Source organism: Trichococcus collinsii, from assembly GCF_900107505.1.
In the GTDB taxonomy this organism is placed as follows: Bacteria; Bacillota; Bacilli; order Lactobacillales; family Aerococcaceae; genus Trichococcus; species Trichococcus collinsii.
Map to the genome: position 1 here is coordinate 63,219 of NZ_FNQH01000004.1, position 16,216 is coordinate 79,434.

At 46.3% G+C, this 16,216-nt stretch carries 14 protein-coding genes, 1 pseudogene and 1 other annotated feature; of the genes and pseudogenes, 3 read left to right on the plus strand and 12 right to left on the minus strand.

Annotation, left to right across the window (positions count from 1 at the left end):
* Positions 1-168 precede the first annotated feature (168 nt).
* The 9 genes and pseudogenes from BLV66_RS10420 to BLV66_RS10465 all read right to left on the minus strand — a co-directional run bounded on the left by BLV66_RS10420 (position 169) and on the right by BLV66_RS10465 (position 8,475).
* Entirely contained in the window at positions 169-909 is a 741-nt protein-coding gene (locus BLV66_RS10420; protein WP_086986106.1) for an amino acid ABC transporter ATP-binding protein, read from the minus strand.
* Between the two features lie 82 nt (positions 910-991).
* Positions 992-1,669, minus strand: a pseudogene (locus BLV66_RS10425) (amino acid ABC transporter permease); the annotation flags it as partial.
* Positions 1,670-1,693: 24 nt separating this feature from the next.
* The gene (locus BLV66_RS10430; RefSeq protein WP_086986108.1) at positions 1,694-2,404 is read right to left on the minus strand and encodes an amino acid ABC transporter permease; all 711 of its coding nucleotides are present in this window, start codon (positions 2,402-2,404) and stop codon (positions 1,694-1,696) included.
* A gap of 47 nt (positions 2,405-2,451) precedes the next feature.
* Positions 2,452-3,324: a transporter substrate-binding domain-containing protein gene (locus BLV66_RS10435; RefSeq protein ID WP_086986109.1), complete on the minus strand. Its 873-nt coding sequence runs from the start codon at positions 3,322-3,324 to the stop codon at positions 2,452-2,454.
* Positions 3,325-3,357: 33 nt separating this feature from the next.
* The gene (locus BLV66_RS10440; protein WP_086986110.1) at positions 3,358-4,461 is read right to left on the minus strand and encodes a uroporphyrinogen decarboxylase family protein; all 1,104 of its coding nucleotides are present in this window, start codon (positions 4,459-4,461) and stop codon (positions 3,358-3,360) included.
* Positions 4,445-5,503: a Gfo/Idh/MocA family protein gene (locus tag BLV66_RS10445; RefSeq protein WP_086986111.1), complete on the minus strand. Its 1,059-nt coding sequence runs from the start codon at positions 5,501-5,503 to the stop codon at positions 4,445-4,447. Before BLV66_RS10445 ends, BLV66_RS10440 begins: the two co-directional genes overlap by 17 nt.
* 142 nt (positions 5,504-5,645) lie before the next feature.
* Positions 5,646-6,692, minus strand: coding sequence for a uroporphyrinogen decarboxylase family protein (locus tag BLV66_RS10450; protein WP_086986112.1), 1,047 nt, complete (start codon positions 6,690-6,692; stop codon positions 5,646-5,648).
* A gap of 52 nt (positions 6,693-6,744) precedes the next feature.
* Positions 6,745-7,004: a binding site (T-box leader), on the minus strand.
* 226 nt (positions 7,005-7,230) lie between these two features.
* Positions 7,231-8,091 carry an SDR family oxidoreductase gene (locus BLV66_RS10460; protein WP_086986114.1) on the minus strand — a complete coding sequence of 287 codons (861 nt, stop codon included), beginning with the start codon at positions 8,089-8,091 and terminating at the stop codon, positions 7,231-7,233.
* Between the two features lie 24 nt (positions 8,092-8,115).
* Positions 8,116-8,475 carry a putative quinol monooxygenase gene (locus BLV66_RS10465; protein WP_086986115.1) on the minus strand — a complete coding sequence of 120 codons (360 nt, stop codon included), beginning with the start codon at positions 8,473-8,475 and terminating at the stop codon, positions 8,116-8,118.
* A 190-nt stretch (positions 8,476-8,665) separates the two neighbouring features.
* On the opposite strand from BLV66_RS10465, the gene BLV66_RS10470 reads away from it, so the two are divergent.
* A complete protein-coding gene (locus tag BLV66_RS10470; RefSeq protein ID WP_086986116.1) occupies positions 8,666-9,235 on the plus strand; it encodes an NADPH-dependent F420 reductase in 570 nt (189 codons plus the stop codon).
* Positions 9,236-9,302: 67 nt separating this feature from the next.
* Here the strand turns inward: BLV66_RS10470 and BLV66_RS10475 are convergent, their stop codons facing one another.
* Positions 9,303-9,950, minus strand: coding sequence for a bifunctional 4-hydroxy-2-oxoglutarate aldolase/2-dehydro-3-deoxy-phosphogluconate aldolase (locus BLV66_RS10475; protein WP_093114559.1), 648 nt, complete (start codon positions 9,948-9,950; stop codon positions 9,303-9,305).
* A gap of 102 nt (positions 9,951-10,052) precedes the next feature.
* Here BLV66_RS10475 and BLV66_RS10480 point away from each other — a divergent pair, with 102 nt between their 5' ends.
* The gene (locus BLV66_RS10480) at positions 10,053-10,760 is read left to right on the plus strand and encodes a GntR family transcriptional regulator (protein ID WP_086986118.1); all 708 of its coding nucleotides are present in this window, start codon (positions 10,053-10,055) and stop codon (positions 10,758-10,760) included.
* 15 nt (positions 10,761-10,775) lie between these two features.
* Here BLV66_RS10480 and BLV66_RS10485 read toward each other — a convergent pair whose 3' ends face one another.
* Positions 10,776-11,975, minus strand: coding sequence for an enolase C-terminal domain-like protein (locus BLV66_RS10485; RefSeq protein WP_086986119.1), 1,200 nt, complete (start codon positions 11,973-11,975; stop codon positions 10,776-10,778).
* A 269-nt stretch (positions 11,976-12,244) separates the two neighbouring features.
* Here BLV66_RS10485 and BLV66_RS10490 point away from each other — a divergent pair, with 269 nt between their 5' ends.
* Positions 12,245-14,071 (plus strand): glucose PTS transporter subunit IIA, encoded by a 1,827-nt coding sequence (locus tag BLV66_RS10490; RefSeq protein ID WP_086986120.1) that lies wholly within the window; start codon positions 12,245-12,247, stop codon positions 14,069-14,071.
* A gap of 92 nt (positions 14,072-14,163) precedes the next feature.
* Here the strand turns inward: BLV66_RS10490 and BLV66_RS10495 are convergent, their stop codons facing one another.
* Entirely contained in the window at positions 14,164-15,828 is a 1,665-nt protein-coding gene (locus tag BLV66_RS10495; RefSeq protein ID WP_086986121.1) for a peptide ABC transporter substrate-binding protein, read from the minus strand.
* Positions 15,829-16,216: the final 388 nt, after the last annotated feature.

The following is a 16,216-nucleotide window of genomic DNA, read 5'->3' on the forward strand; positions in this document are numbered from 1 at the left end:
GTCATTCCGTTTATAGCGCGTATGAGTATCTTACCATCTCGGATTGCTTTCGTATAATTCCGATTTCCGAACACCTGTGACAGGCAGAACCGATACATCCTGCAACACAAAAAAGCCCGGCCCCAGTTGTGAACGGCAGGACGAGCGATGCAGGGGATTGCTCCGAGATCAAACCCTTACCAGAATCCGCTGCAGGAACTCTCTGGTACGGGCTTCTTTCGGATTGCCGAAAATATCCTCCGGCGGGCCTTCTTCCACGATGACGCCCTGATCCATGAAGATGACCCGGTTGGCAACTTCCTTGGCGAAGGTCATCTCATGCGTGACGACGACCATGGTGGTACCTTCCTCGGCCAGTTTGCGGATGACCTGCAGCACTTCGCCGACCAGTTCCGGGTCCAAAGCCGATGTTGGTTCGTCGAACAGGATGACGTCCGGATTCACCGCCAAAGCGCGGGCGATGCCAACCCGCTGTTGCTGGCCTCCTGACAATTGCGAAGGGTAGTAAGCCACGCGGTCGCTCAGGCCTACTTTTTCCAAGGCGCGGATGGCGGTTTCGATGGCTTCCTTCTTCGGCACTTTCCTTCCGATTATCAGGCCTTCGGTGACATTATCCAACACCGTCTTATTGTCGAACAGGCCATAATTTTGGAAAACGAACGCCGATTTTTTCCTTACCGCGTTGATGTCTTTCTTGCTTGCTTTCGAAAAATCGGTCTGAATCTCGTCGAAATGCAACGAGCCTTCGTCGGCGCGCTCCAGGAAGTTGATGCAGCGCAACAAGGTCGTCTTGCCCGAACCGCTTGGGCCTAGGATCACGACGATATCGCCTTTTTCGACTGCGATGTCCACACCTTTCAAGACTTCCAGTTCACCGAATTTCTTATGAATATTCCTCAATTCCAGCATGGTATCGCTCCTTTCGTACATCCTCATAGTATTCCGGCTCCATCACTGTTTTTTTCGTAACGGTACGTCCGCGCTTGTAGAGGGACAGGCGCTGCTCCAACAATTGGAAGAATACCTGAACGAGCGAGCAGAGGACGATGTACACAATGAAAATCACAAGATAGGACTCAAGATAGTTGTAGCCGAATGCCGCTTCCGTCTTGGCGATGGCTGTGATATCCTGCACCGACATCAGAAAAGCCAAAGAGGTCGATTTCAGCAGATTGACGGTGCTGTTGCACAAGTTCGGCGTTGCCGCCACCAATGCTTGTGGAATCACGATGCGACTGTAGGCCTGGACCGGCAGCAGCCCAATCGAAAGGGCCGCCTCAAGCTGGCGTTTGTCGACCGTTTCGAGGGCCGAACGGAAAACCTCAGACAGGATCGCGATCGTATTCAAAGTAAAAACGATATAGGCGTAATAGATTGGATTAATGCCGAAGACGTCATAATCGAGTCCCTGACTTCTCACGAGTACGTTCAGCAGACTCGGGAAGAGGCTGTACATCACCAGAATCTGAACGATTAAGGGCGTCCCTCTGATGAAGGACACGTAAATTTGGGAAACGCGGGCCAGTATTTTAATGTTGCGCTGTCTCGCCACGGCGATCAGGAAAGCGAACGGCAGCGCGATAAGCAAGGGAATAAAGGTCAAGCGCAGCGTTGTCGGGATGCCCTTCAACACAAGGAACAAAATTTCCTGCACATAGGCTAAATCAATGGTCATGCGTCTTGCTCCTTTCTCTTATGCCGCGCGCAGCGGTTGTTTTCCTGCCGATAATTTGTCTTCCGCCAGCTTGAATGCCTTCTCGATCGCCAACGTCAACAGCCAATAGATGGCCGCCAATGCAATGTAGGTCTCAATCGAATAACCGCCGAAATTGCGCGCGATGATCAGCTGGCCTTTGCCCATGATGTCGACGATGCCGATGGTGTAGGCCAAAGCCCCCTCTTTCATCAACAGGATGAACGAATTACCGAGGTTCGGCAATGCACTCACGAGGGCTTGGGGCAAAACGATTCTTCTGAACGCTTGTGCTTCGGTGAGGCCGATGCTGAGGGCAGCCTCGCGTTGCACTTTGGCGACTGCCAAGTAAGCCGAACGCATGATTTCTGAACATGGCGCCGAGAACAGAAGAGACAGAGCGATAATGACAAAGTAGAGGCGATTCCAGCTGTTGATGTCGATGTCAAAAACGCCCAACAGCAACTCTGGCAAGCCGTAAAAGACCAAAAACATCATGACGATCGAAGGCGTGCAGCGGATAATCCAGATATAGCTATGGACGATTGCCCGCAGCCATTTTGGACCGCTGAGCCTTGCCCAAGTCGCCAAGAATCCCAAGATCCCTCCGATCACGATCGTTCCGATCAAAAATTGCAGCGTCACGCCCAGACCGGAAAGGATTTCCGGAACGGACTTCCAAATATAAGTGATGTCGAATGGACGATTCATTTTTTAGCCTCCCTTTGTCTATCCTGTCCTCCGTGGCGCTCTTATTGTTATTCTTTCACGTATTGGAATGTGTTTTCGCCAAGGAACTCGATCATCAGGTCATCGATCGTACCGTCCTCTTCCAATTGCAGGAAGGCTTCATCGTATGCGTCGGCCAATTCCTGCTGTTCTTTGTTGAACAACGGCCAAGTCGGCAGCGCTTCGTAGACGAAGTAGGAGAAATCATCCTTGTATTGGCTGTATGGTGCACCTTCCGCTAGCACATTTACCTCATAAGCGGTCTTAACGGCGAAATAGCCATCATAGCGTCCTTCCAACAACCATGTGTAGGCATCCGCGATTTCGAACACATCTGCCGCAGTCAATTCGATCGGCGTATCCGGGTGTTCATCATTGAAGGCTTGAATCACGTTGTACTGGGCATTGTTCGGTGAAATCGGAACAAGGCTCTTGCCGGCAGCCGCAAATGATTCCAAATCGGTTATTTCAGCCGCATCTTCCGAACGGATCAGCACCCCGATACTGCTGGCACCGATATAATTTTCAGGGAATATAAATTTCTGAGCGCGTTCCTCTGTGTACCAAGCGCCTTTTGTTCCGACATCATACTTGCCGGATTCGATCCCGATCAGCAGATCCTCGTCGGAAGTCGGCACATATTCGAATTCATACTGCGGCAACAACTCGTCGATGGCTTTCAAAACGCTGACTTCATAGCCGGTCGATTCGCCGTTCTCATCCACATAATTCATCGGCGCGGAACTTTGCGTATGCGCTACTGTCACTGTGGTCACTTCCACCGTCTCAGCTGCGGAACTGCTCGTTGCTTCACTCGTCGTTTCCGCATCCGTCTGGCCGCATCCGGCCAAAAATGCTGCTCCCAATAAACTCACTGTCGTCAATAATCTTCTTCTCTTCATATAATTTACTCCTCCTGTATGTTTCTGATTCGTTTAATGGTTCGCTGTTTTTATGATTGTCGCCTGCACTTTTTGGGCAGCCGCGTTGATGCGTTGATAAAAATCCGGGTTGGCTTCCAATGAGATTGCGCATCCCGGCGCAAATACGATTCCCGTGTCTCCCGTTTCGGCGATGACATCCGCCAAGCGATCGACCAACAAGTCTTCGATTTCCTGCGCATGACTCGAGAACGTCAGATCGGTTTTTGGCGAGATGCCACCGATCAGCAGTTTGTCCGTCAATGCACGCAACTTCCGGAAGCTCAATCGGGTCGGATCCTCCGCGTGATCGCTGCCGTCTTCCCAGTTTATGGCTTGGACATCGTAATCGATAAAACGTTCCACAGCCAGATCGACATGTCCATGGGCATGCATGATGTTGAACCAGGTGCGGTCCTTGATGTATGCCAAAAGGTCATCCGTATAAGGTTTTGCAAAAGCTGCATAATCGGCTTCGGAAATGTCGCCGCGCTGGCTGTACTGCTCGGCGATGAAGAAACCGTCCACGCCCGCCGCGATCAATTCGTCCACGAACACCTTATTGGAGGCATGCAGCACATCGAGCGCTGCCTTCAATTCCTCACGGTGGTTCTCCAGGAAATCTGCGATTGGACTTTCTTCCGGTCCGTCGACGATATGCGCGATCGAATCGTTACCTGGAGCAAATTGCTTCACCCAAGACAATGGCGAGAACACGGTGCCGACGACCACTCTTTCGCCATTGTAGTGTTCCACGATTCTCTTGGCAAAAGCGGCTTCGCGACGGATCACCGGATTTCCCGCCCGTAGCGGCTCCAAGCGGGCCAAATCTTCCGCGCTCCGGATCGGATACTCCAGGATTTTCCCTGCCCATTCCTTCGCATCCGTCGAGAAGGTAATCGGAGTTCCGAAGGCTTCCGCAAAGAATTGCCCTTGCGACATCAGCTTGATCAGGTCCCAATCATTCTCATCCGTGAAGGCGATCGTCGCTTCGGCGAACGCCTCAACATCCCTGTCCACCAACGGCATGTGGCGCCAACCGGAAATGGCCGGTCTGTCCAAAGGTTGCTTTGCGAGAGCTGCTTCTATTCGTTTTCTTCCATTAAATGTTTCTGTCATGTTGTGCGTCCTCCTGTTCGATTGGTGTCCATGTCTGCGTTGCTCGCGATCGGTAAGCGGCGGCAAGAATGCGCAATGCCGTTATCCCCTGTTCCGCTGTCACAAAAGGGATAGTGTCCTGTTCGATGCTTTCGACAAACTTGTCGACGATCGGTGTCAATGGTTCTGTATATAAGCCATCCTGCGACGGATCATCCAAATAGGTCTTTTCCCCGTTCTTCCGGTAGATTGCCACCGGGTGCCCGTCCGCATAAGTAACGGCAGTAGCCCTTTCTCCGTAGATGACGGTCTGCTTTTCGTTCGAATAATCGAACCAGTGGGTCAGCAAGGTCCCTTGGATGCCTGAGCGATGTTGGAGTTGCAGTACCGCGTAATCCTCATAAGGAACCGGGCTTCCGTCCTCCAACTGCTTGCCTTGCGTCGCAGTCTGAGCCAACACTGCGGTGACGGGATCTTCGCTGAACAAGTAGTTCAGCAAGTCGATGCGGTGGACGCCCACTTGCGCCAAAGCCCCGTTTGTATGGCCAATCCGATCGTAGAAATCAGGGAATGCCGTACCCCAACCGTCATTTTCCTGGCCTTGGTTGGCTAACATCGTCCGGTAAGCATGGACCTTTCCGAGTGTCCCCTCCCTCAGTAATTTTTTCAGCAGCTGATGTGCGGGATACAACCGTTGATTATGGATGATCATCAGTTTTTTGCCCGTTCTCTCAGCCGCCTGCTGCATTCGTTCTGCCTCGGCCACCGAATCCGCCATCGGCTTTTCACACAGCACATGTTTACCTGCTTCCAGCGCAGCGATGGTGATAGGGCTGTGCGATTGTTCGTTTGTAGCGACGATGACGGCATCGACCGTTCCGTCTTCCCAGATTTCCTCAAGGGTCCGATAGACTTTTCCACCGTACTTCTTTTGGAATGCTTCTGCTTTGGCAATCGTACGGTTATAGAATCCGATCATATCGACTTTTTCGTTTTTATGGCTTAGAGGGGCGTGCCTCTGTTTCGAAACATCCCCGCAACCGATGATGACGATCCCGACCATAGGACCCCTCCTTTCTTTGCCTTCCGGTTCTTCGGAAGATGGCTGTTTAAGTTATGTGCTTGATTCTATCACGGCTGCTCTATCAAATATAATACCGATTGGCTATCAGGCTTGACCGCCTGTGCCGAACACCACGAATTTTTCAATTGTGCAGCGACGCCGTTTGTCTTCTGTTTTTGCCTGAGACGCCCGCAGCTGTTTGCCTAACCAATTCCAAACGTTCCAGTTCGATTTTCGGATCGACGGTGCAGTCCGCTCCGATGATGACGCCTGTTTCACCGATTTCGTGGATGAGGTCGGCTGTGAATTGGGCGATGTCCGTTTCGTTTCCTGCATCCAACAGCGTGCCGGCGTTATTGTCGAATCCGCCGATCACCGCTTTGTTGCCGAAGAAGTCTTTGCCTTCCTTTAGGCTGATTTTTTCTGTGTGGACCGCCCAGTTGTAGGCTTTTGCTTCATAGTCCTGGTAATATGATAAGTTGTTTTGATTATGCTCATAGCCGCAGATATGCAGGATGTTGTAGTCGCTGGCTGCATTCGCCGCCGCCAACACATCCAATTCACTCGGCGCGATATAGGTGTGGTAGGCTTCTTTCGTTGCTGCACTGGTTTGGACATTCTGCACGCTCAAGTAGATGCCGTCCGCACCTGCTTCTTCGATGACTTTTTGTGTCAAAACCGCCACATCCTTGGCGATTTCGTTAGCCGCATAAGCGAGAGCGCCCGGATCCGTTTCAAAGAAACGGGTGAATTTTTCGGAATCCTTATCCCACGCTTCGAAGGCGATCCGGATATAGTTCGCTGGCGAAAAGATATTATAGAAGGTTGCGATTTCGCCGTTGAAGGATTCCTTGATTTGTTTGACCGTCTTGACCTGCTCCGTTATCCAAGGGTGGTTCGGCCCCACAGCCTTGACGTTGTATAAGTCATCCGCATGCTCAATCTTTTTTTCCAACAGGCTCGGATGCCCGAAGAAGCCGTCGCTCATGATCTTCACGAAATCCGGGTTGAAGGCATCATAGAAATCCTTGTGCCCGTCAATCACTCGATCCAAAACCAATCTGTCCTCCAAACCACGGAATTGATCATCACCGAAAACAAAGTGAAACCAAAAACCAACCGGCACACGCTCCGTTTCTTTGTTGTCGAAAGCATCAAAAATCAATTTTCTTCTGTTGTTGTCTGTCATATGTTTTCCTCCTCAGATGTAAATAAAAAGTCGCCCTCCCTGGATCGATTCCAGAAAGGACGACGGTTAGATCGCGTTACCACCTTGCTTCATGACAATCTTACGACTGCCATCTCAATCAGTACAGAGGGATTCATCGCCTCCGATACTGCTGCCTGTCTAACGGGGGCATCCGGACGCGCCTGCAGGGATCTCCCTGTCAGCGCATCAACTCTGAGGCCATTTTTCCTGTGCTGCCGTCCGCTCTTTTCCACCGACCAAGAGCTCTCTGAAGGACTATCCAACAAGTACTTTCCTCTTCTTTGCTTTTTTCTGTATGGTTTTAATTCATAGACACAGTCTATCACCGCAGCCAAGGCCTGAAAAGCACACGATTCCGAACAGGGTTGACAGGGAAAACCGAACAGCGGGTTGGTCGGCTTAGGCTGTTTATGGATCGATAAAACATGGATAACGGCCAATTATCCATGTCCACGCGACAAAAGAACCGCCTCGCATTGAGACGGCCCCTCTTCATACCTATACTATTATAAAAACATCATTTTGCCGTTGCTGCCTGATAATCCAATTCACCGGTCATACCAAAGTCGATGTACAAAACCTGCCCGCTCAGGTAACTGAACAGGTCGCTGCCGATGAATACCAACGGATAACCCATTTCTTCCGGTAGACCTGCTCGGCCGTTCCAGCTCTTCAGGTATAGATCGTGCAGCACTTGTGCGCCACCGGCTTCCGTGCCATCACTGCTGGCAGCCAAGTTGAACTCTTTGATCAGAGCCGTAGAAGTGAAGCTTGGCCCGATTGCGTTGATGCGGATTTTACGTCCAATGAACTCCGGTGCACGCGTTTTTGATTTGACATATGCAGTGACGCATTGCTTAGAGAACTGATAAGGATCCGGAGTCTGTCCATCTGTAAACAGATCTACGTGCTCATCCACCCATTTTTCAGTTGCTTCGAAGGTCGGGCAAGCCAATACTTCGCCAACATTCTGCATGTTGTGCTCCCAACCGTAGCCGCCAGTGGAGGAAATGAAAGTCACTGAACCGCCATCTGTGATTCTCGGCAAAAGTTCCTCAACCATGTAGCGTTGACCAACAAAATTGACCATCTGGATGAATTTTTCTTTGCCTTTGCCGATACCCACACCATGGCACATGAACAATGCATCAATTTTCTCGGGTAATTGTGCCACAACCTCATCGATTGTCGCTTTTTGGCTTAAATCAGCCGGAATGAATTGAAATACGGGTAAGTCCGTCTCATTGCGATCGACAGCGTAGACCTTTGCTCCTAGGCTCAATAATAGTTCTGCGGCAGATTTTGCCATGCCTGAAGCCGCGCCGGTGATTACGACTGCCTTACCTTGATAGCCTAATAATTCTTCGATACTTTTCATGATTAATATTCCGCTCCTTTTGTATCAACGTCTGAACCCACCGATAGGCGCCATATATTTAGCCCCAAAACCGTCCAAAGCTTCGTTTACTGCTGCATCCGGTGCACCATAAACGACAAAACTGGTTGCATCACCGAAAGCCATCAAACGTGCAGCATATTTTTCTTTGAATGTCGCAAGATGCGCTAAAGTAGCTTCATCACTTTCGTAGCATTCATAAATATGGCAAATTTCTCCATCTTCCGAAACAGTCCATTCATAGGCCAATGTGCCGGGCTCATTTTCCTTTGTTGCGTTCACCATTTCATTCATTAGTTCTTTCAAACCAGATAACTCTTTCGTATTTAATGTTAACTCAAAAATCCACGCAATATGTTCAAACATGTTTACATCCCCAATCAAATTTAATTATCCCCATCTTATAGGACAACATCCCGGCTGCCTAGTACGCACCTTTTTGTAACCTACTGATTAAAAAGTGCCTACTTACAGTTTGATAGCTGGGATGTCTATAATAAATGCATGGGACGAATATCTCATTCCATACACAATAAATTTCTCAGGAGGAACCAAAATGAACGTAACAATTTTCGGAAAAGGCAATATGGCAGCAGCAATCGCAAAGAATTTTGAAGCTACAGGAAATGCAGTGAATTATGTTGGACATGAGACGAATGCAACACTGTCTGAAGTCGTTGTATTGGCAGTCCCTTATCCTGCAGTAGATGAAGTGATCAGCCTTTATAAAGAGCAATTGGACGGAAAAATTGTCGTTGATATCACCAATCCCTTAAATTTTGAAACGTGGGACGAATTGGTTGTGCCGGCGGACGGATCTGCTGCTTCAGAAATCCAAAAGAAACTTCCAAACAGCAAAGTTGTCAAAGGTTTCAACACAAATTTCGCCGGAACATTGGATTCAGGTAAAGTCGGCGGTGAAATCCCTACAGTCGTGTTGCTGGCTTCTGATTTCGCAGACGCGAAAGATCAATTGATCACTGCACTGAAAGACTGCCCGTTAACTGTCATTGACGCCGGCAGCTTGAAACGCGCACGCGAGCTGGAAGCATTCGGTTTCCTGCAGATGACATTGGCCGTCAAAGAAGAAATCACTTGGGCCGGCGGTTTTGGGATCGTTAAATAGTGTAAGTAGGATGATAATTCAAAGAGGCTGGAACAATAAAATGTTCCAACCTCTTTTTGTTGTTTATTCAGATTCCTTTGATCTCCGCAAACTTATCCGCGTACTGCCTTGCCACTTCGGTCACCTTAGCGAAATCACCGGTCACAGCGGGTGCCAGCAGGTTGCCGCCGACGCCAACCGCGATGACGCCGGCATCGAACCATTCCTGCATGTTCGCAAGACTGACGCCGCCTGTCGGCATCAAGTTCAGATGCGGCATCGGCGCTTTGAAGCTCGACACGATACTCGGACCGTAGGCACTGCCCGGGAACAATTTAACGATGTCGGAGCCGCTCTTCAGCGCTTCTTTCATTTCCGTGATCGTCATGCAGCCCGGCAAATAAGGAATTTGGTACAAATTACATAACTCAGCCGTCGCTTTATCGAAGTTCGGGCTGACGATGAACTCGGCACCGGCCAGTATCGCTAGACGGGCAGTGATGGCATCCAATACCGTTCCCGCTCCAACCACGACTTCCGGTTGATCCTTGTAACATGTCGCCAATTCGCGGATGACTTCATCCGCATTCGGGACAGTGAATGTCAGTTCGATGCCGTTCAGACCGCCCGCGACGATCGCGTGGCTGGCTTTCAGAGCCTCTTCTTTCGTGGTGCCGCGGACGACTGCCACGACCCCCGTTTTTTCCAAACGATTCAAAATAGATACGCGTTTCATCTGTCTCCCACTTTCTTTTTTCTTTTACGATGTTGACAATTCAAGAATAGAAAATATACTTAGAACAAGTAAATCATCGGTTATTAGGAAAGGATTTGTAAAGTGAAAAAGAAAGAATTTATTATCCAAGATTTATTAAGTAAAATCTATCAGAAACAATTCCCGAACGGCAAATTGCCTGATCAACGAGCGTTGGCAGAAACCTATCACGTCTCCCGTTATACTATCCAAGAAGCGATTAAAAATTTGAATGAAATCGGCATAATCAAAGTTGTCCAAGGTTCGGGCATGTATGTTTATGAGAACCTACAAAATAATCCTTTAATTTTCAATTCCTTGACCAGGACTCCTTATAAAAGGATTTCATCAAAAATGATTTCCATTAATAAAGAAAAATCTACTCCTGAAGAAGAACAAATCTTTCAGTTAGGACGGTCTGAAGACATTTGGACATTTCAGCGTGTACGTGTTGTCGATTACAAAATTGAACAAATTGAAGTCTCAAAAATGCCTGTTTCACTATTTCCTAATCTGAATCAAGTTCATATTGAACATTCAATCCAAGAGTACGTTCAAAGTCTTGGGTATAATATTTCTCACTATATTACTAGTTATAGTCCGACTGCTGTAACCAAAAACCAGGCAGAGCTACTTTTGTGTAAGAAGGGAACACCTGCCATGAAAATTACAAATCGGTGTCTGTTGGATGATGGGCGAGTGTATGAATATAGCGAACTTACGGCGATAGATTACACTTGTACCTATATCACCCCTTTTGACAAAGAAACACATAAATCCAGGCAAAGTTAACCTAATTGGCTTTGCCTACGGTGTTACTAGCGTCCCGTCAGGTACACGGCTCTGAGTCCACTCATGCGGGCGATATTCGATAGGGAATTCTTCAGCTATCTCTTCTATAAAATCTATTCCAATACCAGGACGTTCAATGGGATAGAAGAACCCTTTCTCGGGTTCAGGAATATTTTTGAATATTCTTTTTGTGTTTTCTGGGATATCAATATTTTCTTGAATTGCAGCATTATGCAAATGGATATTTAAGTGCGTATTCACTGCCAATCCGACTGGTGAGATATCTGATGGCGTATGCCAAGCTACTCGAACACCAAAAGCATCACAAAAATGAGCAAGCTTCAGTGCTGGCGTTATGCCACCAATTTGGGAGACATGGGCTCTCATATAATCTAACCTACGCTTGATAATCAATTCTTTCCACTCCATTGGATTGTTAAATAATTCGCCTGTAGCGATTGGTGTAGAAGTTTGATTGCGTACTTGATCCAGCCATTCGTTTTGGTTTGGGGGAAGAATATCTTCCAGAAAATATAAATTATATTTTTCTGATTTTTTGGCAAATTGAACTGCTTGATTCGGGGAAAGCCTTTCGTGTACATCATGCAACATTTGAAATGAATTACCGTATTTATTTTGAACTGCTTCAAACATTTCCAAAGTGGTATTCATATATTCATTTTGATCGAAATAAGATCCTTCCAACGGATTCTCAGGTGTTGCTACAGTTTCAGCATTGCCTCCATAAAACCCTAGTTGACAACGAATATATTTATATCCTTCCTCTAAAAACTTATCAATCTCATCATAAAGAGTATCTAAATCCTTAGCTACTGCATGCGTATAAGCAGGAATAGCTGTACGTGCTCTCCCACCCAACAACTGATACAGCGGCATATCAGCTAATTTTGACTTGATATCCCATAAGGCCATATCGACCCCTGAAATAGCGTTATTAGTAATCGGGCCATTTCTCCAATATGAATTTACTGTCATCATCTGCCATAAATCTTCAATTTGGTTGGCATCTCGACCAATCAAAAGTGGTTTTAGATATTCGTCGACTACGCATTTTACCGCCAATGGCCTAAATTGAAACGTTGCGCACCCTAACCCAGAAATGCCTTTATTTGTTTCAATTTTAACGATAACTAGATTATGTCTGTCTGGCTTTATTGCAAAACTCTTTACATCTGTAATTATGGTTGGCATCATTTATCATCATCCCTTAAATTAGTGTGCCTTACGTTGCTATTGAATCATGTCCGTATATACGCTGTCAATTTGGCATAAAAAACAATGCCTATACGCAAAAGAACCAGTCCAATCCCAACCGAAATGACGACACAACACTTATATATCAACGTTTTTTATCGTTTTATATGTAATTAGGACTGGTTTTACAATCTTATATATTATGCTATGATTCATCTTGCAAGCGGACACATAGCTATGCGAAAATAAATGAGTGAAGGATGAGTATAATGAAACATGAAGATGTTGCAAAGCAGATTATTGACAATATTGGCGGCATAGAGAACGTAAACAACGCTTGGCATTGTATGACCCGGTTACGGTTTAACCTTAAAGACATTCAAAAGGTTAACTACGATAATCTCAATAATATCTCTGAAGTTATAGGTACGAAATATCAGAGTGATCAATTACAGATTGTTATTGGCACAAATGTCGAAGATTACTACACACCACTATCAAAGCAATTAGGTCTTGACCTTGCTAACAATGAGCTTAAGCAAGAGGTTAAGAGTAAAGGTTTAGTGTCAGTATTTATGGATACTGTATCAGGTGTTTTCGGACCTATCGTACCAGCTATCGCAGGCGCTGGAATGATCAAGGGGTTAATAGCCGGTCTGGTTGCATCAAATGTGATCTCTAATACCACTCCGACGTATCAAGTAATCAATATGTTAGCAAGTGGCGTTTTTACTTTTATGCCGTTCTTTGTTGCTGTATCCGCTGCAAAAATATTCAAAACAAACCAGTATTTAGCAATTGCTATTGCAGCTACCTTACAATTTCCAACAATGACCGAAGCAGTTGTCGCAGGAGAAATTTCACAATTCTTATTGTTTGGGATTTTACCAGTACCTGTTTTCAACTACGCCGGAACCGTAATCCCGATAATTTTTGCGGTATTAGCGCTTAGCTACATTTATCGATGGGTTGACAAACATTTACCTGAAGTATTAAGGACAGTTTTTACACCTACAATTTCTTTGTTTCTTTCCGGTATAGTCACATTAGTAGTCATTGGCCCAATCGGCATTCATTTAGGAAATCTATTGGCCGATGGAGTAAGCTGGTTATTTACCATATCGCCAGTACTAGCGGGTGTAGTGGTCGGAGTAATTCGTCCAATTGCCATCCTAACTGGACTACATCATGCGATGACACCCATCGCCTTACAAAATTTTGCAACTCAAGGGTATGACATGTTGATGCCTATGATGTTGATGGCAAATATGGCCATCACAGGCGCGACTGCAGCAATGTATACCAAAGTAAAAACAAAAGAAGAAAAATCAATTATTGTCTCCGCTGCTGTATCTGGCTTACTTGGGATTACGGAACCTGCATTATTTGGGGTTTTAACAAAATACAAAAAAGCATTTATTGCTGCTTCTATCGGAAGTTCAGTTGCTTCCGCTTTCATTAGTTTCTTCGGGGTTCGAATTTACGGGTATATTCTCTCAAGTATTTTTAGTTTGCCAGCCTACATCGGAGAATACTTCATCTTTGCAGTTTTAGGCATTGGGATTGCTTTAGTCCTTTCCTTCATCATTGTTTATGTTACGGTACCCAATCAATCAAGTACCTCTCTAGCTAATGAAGTTGAATTACTATCAGTAACTGACGGTGTTTATGTTCCATTAGAAGATGTATCCGATGATGTATTTTCTAGTAAGCTAGTTGGAGATGGCTATGCTATGAAATCAAATTCAGGTGATATCTATGCACCCGTTAGTGGAACTATCCATACAATATTTCCTACGAAACATGCCATTGGTATTACTACTGATAACGGCTTAGAAATATTGATTCACATGGGTATCGATACAGTAAGTTTAAACGGAAAGGGATTTGATGTATTCGTTAAAAAAGGAGACTCTGTTACACCACAAACAAAAATTGCTCACGTGGATCTACAAACTCTTGCGAATGAAAAGAAAGATTCATCCATCATAGTAGTCATTACAAATATGGATAAAGTTTCTAAATTTTCAGGCGAATACAAAATGGAAGGCTTTCATAAGAACGGGTCTCCGCTAGAAAAAGCGATTTTGGCTTAGTTTCTTCAAGGTATAGATTAAATACTTCAACAAAAACCTCCCGCCCTTTCAGGTACCTGAAAGGGCGGGAGGTTTTTATTTATAACAGTTTTTCATTCTGCAACGTAAGCCGTACGGAAGTACATAGGAATACCAACCGGTTGTATTTGGACATCTTTCAAAGAAGGATCAACCAAGTTTGCGTTGGCTCCCTGATAGATCGGTGCTGCCGCAGCATCTTCGGTCAGCAACAATTTTTCGGCTGCCAGCAAAGCTCCCCAACGTTTTTCCGGATCGTTTGCGTATGCACCTCTTGTGTCGGCAAGCAACGCATCGTATTCCTCATTGGCGTAATTGGAGCTGTTCATAGCATTCGTCGATTCGTACATATCCAAGAAGGCAATCGGATCGGCATAGCTAGGAGTTGAGGTACCGTAGGCAATGTCATATTCACTGTTGGCAGTAGCTTCCAGACGACTCTTCAAAGGAACATTCCGGATTGTGACGGTCAGTCCAGGCAGATTTTTTTGCCACTCAGCCTGCAGGAATTCGGAAGTCGTCTTGGATGTATCCGCATCGGATGTCAACAGTTCGATTTCCAACGTTTCAATGCCCAATTCAGCTTTGGCAAGTTCCCATTCTGCTTGGGCAGCCTCAATGTCGCTCACACTCAAATCGCCATTTTCTGCACGGAAATCTTCTTTCGTCTCCGGGTTATAGGCATAGTTTGAAGGAACATGGCCGTTTAAAGGCACAGATCCGTCATTCAGGACCGTTTCAACATAGGCCTCCTTGTCGAAAGACTGCGATAACGCTTTTCTCAGATGAACATTTCCCGTACTTGTTCGGTCTTGATTGAACCACAGATAGCCGACCAAAGCTTTAGGTTCGGTGACCAAAGCATCGGAGCCTTCATATTGCTCGATATGTGGGTTACCGATTTGGGTAAACTGGACATCGCCTGATTCAAAAAGATTGACGTTCGTCGCCACATCCTTAGTGACTTCCCAATTGATCTGGTCGAGTTGCACATTTTCCACATCCCAATATTCTTCATTCGGAACAAATGACCAGTTCAGGTCTGTACCTTCCCAGCCTTCCACGATGAAAGGACCGTTGTACACGGTATTCTCACTATTCGTTCCGTACGCGCTGCCCAATTCGGTGGCCACGATATGGTTCTGAGGAAGATAAGCCACCATCCCTAAGAGTTCCTTGAAATAAGTGGTCGGATACGCCAAAGTAAATTTGACTGTTTTTTCATCGATGGCTTCCACACCTAGTTCCGTTTTATCCAATGTTCCGCCATTGATCGCTTGGGCATTCTTCAAGACATAAAACTTGTTTACGTTTGGAGAGCCGGTATTCGCATCCACAATTTTTTGATAGGTATAAATAAAATCCTCCGCCGTAACCGGATCTCCGTTGGACCAGTTCGCATCCTCCTTGATCTTAAACGTGTATTCCAGACCATCCTCGCTGACGCTTGGTTCCTCGGAAGCAACCCCAAGTTCCAATGCGCCATCAGCACCGATACGATACAAGCCTTCAATAGCGTTCCCGATGACGACCATACTCGATATATCAGGAGCCAAGGCGTTATCCAAAGTTCCCAATTCGCCGCTGTTCGTCACGGTGATGACCTGTTCCACTTCCGCTTTGGCATTGGCGTTACTTGCAGCCTCACTATCTGCACTTTCAGCCCCTCCTGTTGAGCAACCTGCCAGTACCAAACTTATAGCCAATGTTGTTGAAAACAACCATTTTTCTCTTCTCATATCGTTCCCCCTGGTACTTTTTCGCATTATATTATATCCAAATTAATTATTCATATTTACATTTGCGTTTGCTTATCATAGCATTTATATAAATTTTACGATAATCCAGATTACCGATCACTATTGATAGGTAAAAACGTTCAGCGGGTTGCTTGGCTTAAGTATAATGCCTGGCTAAACCATGAATAACCGAAAAGTATTCATGGTTTTGAGTGTCTGGCGTGCGAAAAAGAGGAATAAAATTTATTAATCCATCTTTTCGAACCGCTACCGGACGAAAACCATGGATAATGGCCAGTTATCCATGGTTACGCGCAAAAAAGGTGGCCGGCCCGACCTCGGCCCCGACGATTTCATCCCCACTCAACAAAAAGCCCTCTCAGCAAAA